At 66.8% G+C, this 9,647-nt stretch carries 10 protein-coding genes; 9 read left to right on the forward strand and 1 reads right to left on the reverse strand.

The genetic code is table 11. The annotated features are described in order from the left end of the window. Positions 1-579 carry a TetR/AcrR family transcriptional regulator gene (locus BJF79_RS34525; protein ID WP_075903743.1) on the reverse strand — a complete coding sequence of 193 codons (579 nt, stop codon included), beginning with the start codon at positions 577-579 and terminating at the stop codon, positions 1-3. Between the two features lie 1,033 nt (positions 580-1,612). On the opposite strand from BJF79_RS34525, the gene BJF79_RS34530 reads away from it, so the two are divergent. From BJF79_RS34530 to BJF79_RS34565, 9 genes are read left to right on the forward strand one after another with little or no spacing between them, the layout of a single operon-like run. After that, the gene (locus BJF79_RS34530; protein ID WP_083734460.1) at positions 1,613-2,596 is read left to right on the forward strand and encodes an acyl-CoA desaturase; all 984 of its coding nucleotides are present in this window, start codon (positions 1,613-1,615) and stop codon (positions 2,594-2,596) included. Between the two features lie 36 nt (positions 2,597-2,632). Next, the gene (locus tag BJF79_RS34535) at positions 2,633-2,896 is read left to right on the forward strand and encodes an acyl carrier protein (protein ID WP_143220618.1); all 264 of its coding nucleotides are present in this window, start codon (positions 2,633-2,635) and stop codon (positions 2,894-2,896) included. After that, a complete protein-coding gene (locus BJF79_RS34540; RefSeq protein ID WP_075903745.1) occupies positions 2,893-3,825 on the forward strand; it encodes an SAM-dependent methyltransferase in 933 nt (310 codons plus the stop codon). Before BJF79_RS34535 ends, BJF79_RS34540 begins: the two co-directional genes overlap by 4 nt. Beyond that, positions 3,822-4,754: a cytochrome P450 gene (locus BJF79_RS34545; protein WP_262402987.1), complete on the forward strand. Its 933-nt coding sequence runs from the start codon at positions 3,822-3,824 to the stop codon at positions 4,752-4,754. The genes BJF79_RS34540 and BJF79_RS34545 overlap by 4 nt, the downstream gene beginning before the upstream one ends. Then, positions 4,751-5,119: a cytochrome P450 gene (locus BJF79_RS62970; protein ID WP_262402988.1), complete on the forward strand. Its 369-nt coding sequence runs from the start codon at positions 4,751-4,753 to the stop codon at positions 5,117-5,119. Before BJF79_RS34545 ends, BJF79_RS62970 begins: the two co-directional genes overlap by 4 nt. Then, positions 5,113-5,880, forward strand: coding sequence for a thioesterase II family protein (locus BJF79_RS34550; protein ID WP_143220620.1), 768 nt, complete (start codon positions 5,113-5,115; stop codon positions 5,878-5,880). The genes BJF79_RS62970 and BJF79_RS34550 overlap by 7 nt, the downstream gene beginning before the upstream one ends. Positions 5,881-5,884: 4 nt before the next feature. Further along, complete coding sequence (locus BJF79_RS34555) at positions 5,885-7,636, forward strand: fatty acyl-AMP ligase (RefSeq protein WP_075903747.1); 1,752 nt, start codon at positions 5,885-5,887, stop codon at positions 7,634-7,636. Positions 7,637-7,669: 33 nt separating this feature from the next. Next, positions 7,670-8,116 carry a PaaI family thioesterase gene (locus BJF79_RS34560; protein ID WP_075903750.1) on the forward strand — a complete coding sequence of 149 codons (447 nt, stop codon included), beginning with the start codon at positions 7,670-7,672 and terminating at the stop codon, positions 8,114-8,116. A gap of 3 nt (positions 8,117-8,119) precedes the next feature. Then, positions 8,120-9,334: a cytochrome P450 gene (locus tag BJF79_RS34565; protein ID WP_075903752.1), complete on the forward strand. Its 1,215-nt coding sequence runs from the start codon at positions 8,120-8,122 to the stop codon at positions 9,332-9,334. Positions 9,335-9,647: the final 313 nt, after the last annotated feature.

Here is a 9,647-nt window from a genome sequence, read left to right on the forward strand (position 1 = left end):
TCACGACGACGGTGCGAGCCGAAGACCGTTGAACCACAGCCTGTTCAACGTATCGACCAGGTCACCGTAGGCGATCGGCACCTCCGCGACGAAGGTCATGTACGCCATCCGGCTGACCATCGCCGACAGCGCATAGGCGGTGACCAGCGGGTCGAGGTCCCGGTCGGCCTCGCCGGCGTCTTGGAGTTCCCGAATCATCTTCGCGTTGCGCCGGGCGAAGGCGTCGCCGCGTTCCACACGGAGCTTGTGGAACTTCTCATCGATCTGGGCGACCTGCTCGAACAGGGCCATCAAACGGGCGTTCCGCCGGTACGACTGCAGGTACTCGCGGTTCGCTGTGTCGATGACCGCGCGAGGGTCGCTGATACCGGTGCGCTCGCGCATGTGCGGGTGCAGCATTTCCTCCTGCACCATCTCGACCAACGCGGCGAAGACCTCTTCCTTGTCGTTGAAGTAGGTGTAGAACGACCCGGTCGCGACCTTGGCGGTCTTGCAGATGTCGACGATGCGGGCTTCAAGGAACCCGTCGCGCTCGAACACCTCTCGCGCCGCGACGACGAGAGCCTTCCTCGTCCGCATACCCCGTTGGCTCCGCGGAGTGATCCTGGCCGGTCGCTCGCCCCCTGCCACGTCCTGGGGATCCACCACGGTCCATTCTTCCTTGCTCGTCGCGATTCTCTGCTTGGAAGGCTAGCAGCGGCGTGCTGTGAACGACGCGTCTCCGGGCTTTCGCACGGTTGCCGCCCCGGTCGTTCACCAGCACGAGCACGGGATCGACGTGCTGCCAGGCGCAGCGGCTGATCACCGCGATGCCCTGGCGTCGGTGACCTTGCGGCGGCCGTCCGGCAAGATGAGCAGCCCTCGCCACCTGCATGACCTTCCAGCACCGACCACTCCGCCACCCGAATCGTCCCCTCCATGTCAGCACCATGGACTTTCTTCGGCGTGCGGAGCAGGCGGCGCACCACCGGTGCCGCCGCCTGGAGCACCGTAAACGTCTGCGGGCCCCGCAAGGACACACCCGGCCGCTTCGGAGTGGTCCTCCGATTTCACTTGAACTCGAATGCAAGTTCAAGTAGACAGGACATCGCGCCCGTCGAGGGGAGCTCGCGCTGTGGAGATCGAGGATGTGCCGTTGACGGTGATCACGGGGACACGGCGCTCAAGAGCGGAGGCGTGCGGCCGCGCCGCAGTTGGAACCTGCCGGGGAAGCCGTCAGATCTCCGACCGCCCCGGTCGCGCGGGCACTCCCGGCGGGCATGAAGAGCGCGGTGATCCTCCCGATGACGCGGGAAGTGGGGAAGGTCGCCGTGCCGGAGGCGAGCCTCCGGCCCATGCCCGTCAATGGGAAGCCTGCGCGCAGGAGGTCGTTCGGGTTCCGCAGAAATCCGCCGATGCCGAACAGGAGCAGGCTAGGCCGGTCCTAGGGAATGAAGTGTGCCGGGCGGTCGTTCACGTCACCTCCCATGGTTGGCCTTGCTGTCGACATCTGACTACTTCAAGACAAAGGAATAGTCGAAGGCAAAGGAACAAGCGAGAGCGAACGCCAAAGTCTCTGCGCACCTTCACTTGGCGAATCAATCGACATTGATCGCCTTCATTAGGGAATATCATGTCCACGCAAGCGCATTCCGCAGAACCGACCGCAGATCCGCCGACGCCGGGCGTCGGTACGGCGACGCCGCGCCGAAAGACCATCAGCAGTCCCTACATCCACCGCCTCCAACGCCGGCACTTCTTGCTCTTCGACGTCCTTCCGATCGCCGGAACCGCGGGAGCTCTGGCCTTTCTCGCGGTGCACCCGCTGGGAACCACGGAGATCGTTCTGCTGGTCTCCATGTGGCTGCCTGACCGGTCGCTGGGGGTGACGGTCGGCTACCACAGACTGTTCACGCACCGGACGTTCAAGGCCGCGCCCTCGGCCGAGGCGGCCCTGGCGATCCTTGGTTCCATGGCCGGCCAGGGTGGGCTGGTGTCATGGGTGGCGCTGCACCGGCGACACCACGAGTGCAGCGACCGCGAAGGGGACCCGCACTCGCCGAACCTCGCCGGCACCGGTCTGATGGGCCGGCTACGGGGCCTGGCGCACTCCCACTTCCTGTGGATGCGCCGCCACGAGTACCCCAACATCGTCCATTACGCACCGGACCTGCTAAGGAATCGCCGGCTGGTCAAGATCACACGGCTCTACCACTACTGGGTAGCGCTCGGGCTGCTGATCCCCGCGGTGATCGGCGCGGTGGCGTATCAGAGCTGGAGCGGTGCGGTGAGCGGCCTCTTGTGGGGCGGGCTGGTGCGGATATTCGTCCTCGAGCACATCGTCTGGGCCATCAATTCCTTCCTGCACATGTTCGGGACTCGTCCCTACGAGTCGCGGGAGAACAGTAGGAACGGCGGCGTCTTCGCGCTGATCACACTCGGCGAGTCTTGGCACAACAACCACCACGCCTTCCCCGAGTCGCCGTCGTTCGGGCTTTCCTGGTATCGCCTCGACCCCGGATACTGGGTGATTTGGACACTGTCCAAGGTGAGACTGACGCGCGATCTCAAAGTGCCGTCCAAAACACGAATCGAAGCCAAACGGGCATCCGGTTGAGGGCGCCGATCCGGCCACTGCAAAACAAGGAGAACAGTGAAGTCAAGCAAGGAAGAAATCGTCGAATGGTGCCGGCACTACCTGGCCAATCTTCTTTCGGTCAGCATCGAAACGGTGGATCCGGACGCCGACTTCGACCGGCTGGGGGTCGACTCGGCGCTCGCAGTCTCCCTCTTGATCGATGTCGAGGAGCACTACGGCGTCGACCTGCCTCCCGAGGCCCTCTTCGAGAATCCGAGCATCAACGCGGTGGCGGCCTATCTGCACGCGCAGATCACGGAGAACGTGGCACAGGCATGAGCACCCGGATCGGCATTGACCCAGAGCCCTCCCACCGGTCGGCCGGAGCGGCGGAGGCCATCCGGCATCACTATGACGCCGGGAACGACTTCTTCGCTCTCTGGCTCGACCCGTCCATGACATACTCCGGCGCGCTCCGGCAGGAGAGCGACCGTGACGACGGCGACGACACGTTGGAGGCGGCCCAAGAACGCAAGTTGCGCTTCCACTTGGCAGCAGTCCGGGCGGACCGGGCGCAACGCCTGCTGGACATCGGATGCGGCTGGGGCTCGACACTCGAGCGCTTCGCCGCCCTGCCGGGCGCGCGGCACGCGGTCGGCCTCACTCTCAGCGACGCCCAGGCCGAGTACATACGGTCCCGGGCTCCGCGGGGTGTCGAGGTGCGCATCCAGGACTGGAAGGACTACGCCCCCTCCGCCCGCTTCGATGCGATCATCTCGATCGGCGCGTTCGAGCACTTCGCGCGGCCGGAGGACACTCCGGCCGACAAGATCGAGCTCTATCGGGACTTCTTCACGCGCTGCCGCTCCTGGCTGGCGGACGGCGGCACTATGTCGTTGCAGACGATCGCCTACGGGAACATGCGCCGCGAAAGCGCCAGCCGCTTCTTCCAGCAGGAGATCTTTCCCGACGCCGACCTGCCGAGGCTCACCGAGGTCACCGCCGCCCTCGATGGTGTCTTCGAGATCCAATCGATGCGCAACGACCGGCTCGACTATGCCTGGACCTGCGAGCAGTGGGCCCGCCGACTGCGCTGGCGCCGATCCGATGCCGTCCGGCTGGTCGGTCCTGAGGTGGTCGCCCGGTACGAGCGCTACCTGAAGATGTCCGCGCTCGGCTTCCGCATGGGGAAGATCTGCTTGCTCAGGATGGTCCTCGAGCCCTACAAAGACGGCTATTTCGCAGGGCGCGAGGGGCGACCGGCATGACCGCGCAGAGCACCCGACCCGCGACCCCCCGTGGCGGTGTCCGGTTCAACCCGTTCGGCGCCGACTTCCGGCGCGACCCCTACCCGATCTACGAGCGGCTTCGTGAAGCCAGGCCCGTCCACAAGACACTGGGCATGTGGGTGCTGACGCGTCACCGCGATGTCCGAGGCGTCCTGCACGACCGCACCTTCAGCGCCGGGCTCATCCCGCAGCTCGTCGACCGGCAGGCGGGACGGCTGCCGCTGGACCGGGAGCAGACGGCGCGCGTCGGGCGACTGGGCACCAAGTCGCTGGTTTTCACCGACAATCCGGAGCACGCCCGGCTGCGCGGGCTGGTGAACCGCGTCTTCTCCGGCCGCGCGGTCGCCCGGCTGCGCCCGCGGATCGCGGCGATCGCCGAGGAACTGATCGAACGCGCCTGGGCTCAGGGTGGCATGGACGTCATCGGCGACCTCGCGGCCCCGCTGCCGGAACGGGTCATGTGCGATTGGATGGGGCTGCCGCCCGACCTGTGCGCGGAGGTCGGTGGGTGGACTCACGACATCCGGTACCTGCTCGAACCCGGGTTGATGCAAGAGGACGACCTCACCCGTGTGTGCGCCGTGGTCGAGACGTTCGCGCAGGCCCTGGACGAGGTCATCCGGGCGCGCCGCAACGCGCCCGGCGACGATTTGATCAGCGACCTGCTGGCCGCGCGCACCGCGGGTGGCGACGGGCTGGAGGCCGAGGAGCTCGCGTTCGTCTGCATTATGTGTTTCGTAGCCGGCAACGAGACGACAAAGTCCTTGATCGGCAATGGCGTACTCGCTCTGTTCGACCACCCGGCGCAGGCCGGTCGCCTACGCCGCTCGGCACAGCATGCCGGGCAGTCGGAGACAGCGAAACGAGCCGTCGACGAGGCCCTGCGCTATGACTGCCGCTCCAGATGACCAAGCGCCTTGCTACGCGGGACGTGAATATCGGCGGCGAACTGATCCGCCGGGGCGACCAGATCCTGCTCTGCCTCGGAGCCGCCAATCGCGATCCCGAGGTGTTCGCGGAGCCGGACGAGTTCGATCTCGCCCGGAACGCCACGGAACATCTCGCCTTCGGCCACGGGATGCACGGGTGCCTGGGCGGGGTGCTTGCCGAACTCCAGGCCGGGGTCGCGTTCGAGCACCTCTACCGCCGTCCCGAACGCATGGAGCTCGCGGGGCGGATTCTTGAGTGGCAGGACCACAGCTTCATCATTCGTGGCCTCGAACGCTTGCCGGTCGACATCAAAGGCGGCCGCAAGGAGGGCACCCCGTGCTGACGGCGCTGACGGCGCTGACGGCCGGCGGCGGCGCCTCGTTGAAAGACGCACCCGCCGAAACGGCCGCGATACGACTGCTTCTACTCCCCCATGCAGGTGGCGGGGCGGCGTCCTTCACCCACTGGCCCGCCCTGTTCCCGCCAACGATCAGCGCGGTACGGGTGCAACTCCCGGGCCGTGAGGAGGCCGCGGCGCAGCCGCCCTTCCGCCGAGTACACCATGCGGTCGACGCGCTGCTGCCCCTCATGAGGCGGCTGGGCGAGGCCCCGATGGCGCTGTACGGCCACAGCATGGGAGCGCTCGTCGCCTTCGAACTTGCGCGTTCGCTGGGCGTCGCGGGCATGCCGCCCGTCCACCTGTTCGTCTCTGGCCGCAGGGCACCGCATCTGCCCGCGCGGAGTGCGCCGATCCACGGGCTGCCGGAGGACGCGTTCGTCGAGGCGGTGGAGCGGTTGGGCGGAATCCCGTCCGCGGCCGGGCGGAGCCGGGCCTTCCGGCGCTACGCGGTCCCGCTCATCCGCGCGGACCTCGAACTGTCGGAGGAGTACACGCACCATCCCGGTCCATTGCTCACCTGCCCGATCACCGCTTTCCGCGGGGACTCGGACCCGATCGTGGACGTAGCCGAGGCCCGCGGCTGGAGCACCCGCACGGACGCACGCTTCCGGCTCCACACGTTCGCGGGAGACCACTTCTTTCATCAAGCCAACCGGGAAGTCATGGCAAGAACCATCACCTTGGCGCTGCAGGAAGGGGGGTAACGGCGTGCGGAACGAAAATTCGCTATCTGAGATACTGCAAGGCCATGCTGCCGATCGGCCCTTCAAACGAGCATATGCCTTCTTGAACAGTAAAGGCGTCGAGGAAGCCGACCTGTCCTACGGCGAACTGCACGCGAAGGCACTGGCGGTCGCCCGGCTCCTGCTCGAACGCTGCGGTCCCGGCGACCGGGCCATCCTGATGTTCGCCCCGGGCCTGGACTTCATCGTCGCCTACTTCGGCTGCCTCTACGCGGAGATCATGGCGGTTCCGGTCCAACCTCCGCGACAGGGGCGCGTCCAGGATGCGACCCACGGCATCGTCCAGGACTGCGCGCCGTCCGCGGTACTGACCACCGGAGCGATGCTCGACGAGACCCGCGCCCTCTTGGAGCCCGCCCGACCCGGCCTGCACTGGATCGCCGTCGATCGGACCGACGACGGCGCAGGCTCCGGCTTCCGGCCGCGAACCCCCTCTGCCGACGCGATCGCCTTCCTCCAGTACACCTCGGGCTCGACATCGGCGCCCAAAGGCGTGATGGTCTCCCATCGCAACCTCATGGCGAACCAGGAGATGATCAGGCGCGCATTCGGGCACGACAAGGATTCCGCGGTCGTCGGCTGGGCGCCGTTCTTCCACGACCAGGGGCTGATCGGGAACGTCCTGCAGCCGCTCTTCCTCGGGTCCTTCAGCGCTTTGATGGACCCGATCACCATCATCAGGCGTCCGCTGGCGTGGCTGTCGGCCGTCTCCCGCTACCGGGCCCACAGCAGCGGAGGCCCCAACTTCGCATTCGACGCCTGCGTCGCACGGGCGGCGGCGACGGAGATCCCCGAAATGGACCTCGGCTGCTGGAAGGTCGCCTTCAACGGCGCGGAGCCCATCCGGCCCGCGACGCTGCGGCGCTTCACCGAGACCTTCGCTCCGTACGGCTTCAGTGAGAAGGCGCTCTTCCCCTGCTACGGGCTGGCAGAGGCGACTCTGCTGGTCTCCGGAAGCGGCATGGGGCGTGGACCGCGCCTGATCGAAGCGGACGCCGACGTGCTCGCGCAGCGGCGGTACGTCGAGGCCGTCCCCACCAGGTCCGACAACGGCAGCCAAGGCGGCGGCCGGATCCTCGCGGGATCCGGTGCCGTACTGCCGGACGAGGACGTCGACCTCCGGATCGTCGATCCGGAGACAGGGCGCACCTGCCCGCCGTCCCAGGCGGGAGAGATCTGGGTGTCCGGCCCACATGTCGCTCTGGGCTACTGGGACAACACGGCGGCGACCGCACAGTCCTTCCAAGCGGTGTGCGCAGACGCGCCTGGCCGCACCTACCTGCGGACCGGCGACCTCGGCCTGATCCTGGACGGCGAACTGTACGTCGTCGGCCGGCTGAAGGACCTGATCATCATCCGGGGCCGCAACCACTACCCCCAGGACATCGAACAGACCGTCCAACAGGCGCATCCCGCGATCGGCTCCGGCTCCTGCGCGGCGTTCGCGGTGCCGGCACCCGACGGCGAACGCCTGGTCGTCGTCCAGGAGGTCAGAAGAGCCGCGACCCGGCGGGACGACGTCGCGGACATCGAAGGTTCGATCCGAGCGGCGGTCACCCGCGAGCACCAGATCTCAGCGCACGACGTGGTCCTCGCCGCCCCCGGACAGGTGCACAGGACCACCAGCGGAAAGGTCATGCGGTCCGCCGCGAAGCGACGCTACCTGCGGGACGCGATCGTGACCTGGCGGTCTGAACGGACACCGACCGACACCTGACCCCCCGTCCACCACAGGAACAGGAGCATTCACATGGCAACGCCGGAAGCCCCCAACCCCGATTTCGAGAAGCTCGTCAAGGAGGCCGTGCTGAGCATGCCGGCCGCGCAGCACCTCGGTTTCGGCTTCGACCGCATCGCGCCCGGTGAGGTCGACCTGGTCCAGCCGCACCGCAGGGAACTCACCCAGCACAACGGCTACTTCCAGGGCGGTGTCCTCGGCTCCCTGGCGGACTTCGCCGCCGGATCGGCCGCGGGCACGCTGCTGCCCGCCGGATGGATCAACATGACCATCGACTACACGGTCAAGATCCTGGCTCCGGCGAAGGGCGACCGGCTCCTGGCCCGCGGCCGGGTCGTACACCCCGGTCGCGTACTGAGCATCGCCGGCGCCGAAGTCTACGCGCTCGGCGGAGACCGGGAGACGCACTGCGCCACGGCACTGGTGACCATGCGCAACGTCGAGATCAGGAGCTCCTGAACGATGGCCGCACCGCCCGGGAGGTACGTCTTCGACCCGTTCGCCGAGGGGTTCATCGAGGACCCCTACCCGCACTATGCGCGCCTGCGGACGCTCGATCCCGCGCAGGAGCACCCTCTCGGCTTCTGGGTCCTGTCCACTTATGAGGGTGTGTCGAAGCTACTGAGCTCCGGCCACTCCGTCGACGAGAGCCGGCTGCTCAATGTCCCCCTGTCCAAGGATCCCAGCACACTCGGCAAGCAGGCCCGCCCGTTGCAGGGCCTGTCCGTCTTGGACCAGGACCCGCCCGACCACCCGCGCCTGCGCCGACTGATGGCCAAGGCCCTCGCCCCTCGATCGGTCGACGCGCTGTCATCGCGGATCCAAGAGCTCGTCGACGCCCTGTGCGACCGCATCGCAGAACTCGGCCACGCCGACCTCGTCGCCGAGTTGGCTTTTCCCCTCCCCTTCGCAGTGGTCTCGGAGATGCTCGGAGCACCGCCGGTCGACCAAGCACGGCTCCGAGACCTGTCGGGGATCCTCCTCCGAACCCTGGAACCCCTCCCCGACCCACTACTTCGCGAGCAGGTCCGGTCCGCCAACGAGGAACTGATGGCAATCGGCCGAGACATGGTCGAGCGGAAACGCGCCGCACCTGCGGACGATCTGCTGACCGCGCTCATCACGGCCGAGCACGAAGGCGATCTGCACGGGGAGTCGGAGCTGGTCGCCCAGGTCATGTTCCTCTACCTCGCAGGCCACGAGACCACCGTGAACCTGATTTCCAACGGCCTCCTGGCACTGCTCCGCAACCCCGACCAGCTACGCCTTTTCAGCCGACGTCCCGACATCGCCGCCAATGCCGTCGACGAACTCCTCCGCTACGACAGCCCGGCCCAGTTGGCGCGGAGGGTCACCACCGAGGCGTTCGCAGTCCATGGCAAGGAGATTCCCGCGGGCTCGTTCGTGACCGCCTGCCTGTCCGCCGCCAACCGAGACCCCGAATTTTGGGGCCCCGACGCCGACACTCTCCGGCTCGATCGCCCCAGCGCCCATCGGCACCTCTCCTTCGGCGGCGGCGCTCACTCTTGCCTGGGCGCAAGACTGGCCCGTCTCGAAGGCCGAATCGCGCTCAGCCGCCTCGTCAAGCACTTCCCCTCCTTGTCCCTCGACAGGGTGAGCTGGAACGGCCGCATCAACCTGCGAGGCCCAGACGAACTATGGATCGACGCTGCATGACCCGATAGCACGCGACAGCCGCCCCCGAGCGCCGATGGACATGCGCAACTTTGCTCTGCTATGCGAGCACCTTCACAAACAAGCTCCAAATATTGCGGACGCAGAAGTTTTCTGGACCTGGATCGATTATGCGGAGAGCAAATGGGAACGCGAGTCCGAGCTTCGGCTTCTCGAATTTCTTTTGGAATCTACAAGATGAATATCACCGGATCCCGGACGCCGCAACCAGGAAGCATTTTAGAGCATGTCTCACGTGGAGAGTTTGACGAGTTTCTTGTAGCAGGTGATGGCGGCGGCGAGGGTGAGGAAGGCG

Origin of the sequence: Actinomadura sp. CNU-125 (genome assembly GCF_001942465.1) — a bacterium.
GTDB lineage: Bacteria > Actinomycetota > Actinomycetes > Streptosporangiales > Streptosporangiaceae > Spirillospora.

Bases quoted from the DNA above. Each gene is read 5' to 3' on its own strand.
- BJF79_RS34525 (WP_075903743.1), bottom strand. From the start codon at position 579: ATGCGGACGAGGAAGGCTCTCGTCGTCGCGGCGCGAGAGGTGTTCGAG.
- BJF79_RS34530 (WP_083734460.1), top strand. From the start codon at position 1,613: ATGTCCACGCAAGCGCATTCCGCAGAACCGACCGCAGATCCGCCGACG.
- BJF79_RS34540 (WP_075903745.1), top strand. From the start codon at position 2,893: ATGAGCACCCGGATCGGCATTGACCCAGAGCCCTCCCACCGGTCGGCC.
- BJF79_RS34545 (WP_262402987.1), top strand. From the start codon at position 3,822: ATGACCGCGCAGAGCACCCGACCCGCGACCCCCCGTGGCGGTGTCCGG.
- BJF79_RS62970 (WP_262402988.1), top strand. From the start codon at position 4,751: ATGACCAAGCGCCTTGCTACGCGGGACGTGAATATCGGCGGCGAACTG.
- BJF79_RS34560 (WP_075903750.1), top strand. From the start codon at position 7,670: ATGGCAACGCCGGAAGCCCCCAACCCCGATTTCGAGAAGCTCGTCAAG.
- BJF79_RS34565 (WP_075903752.1), top strand. From the start codon at position 8,120: ATGGCCGCACCGCCCGGGAGGTACGTCTTCGACCCGTTCGCCGAGGGG.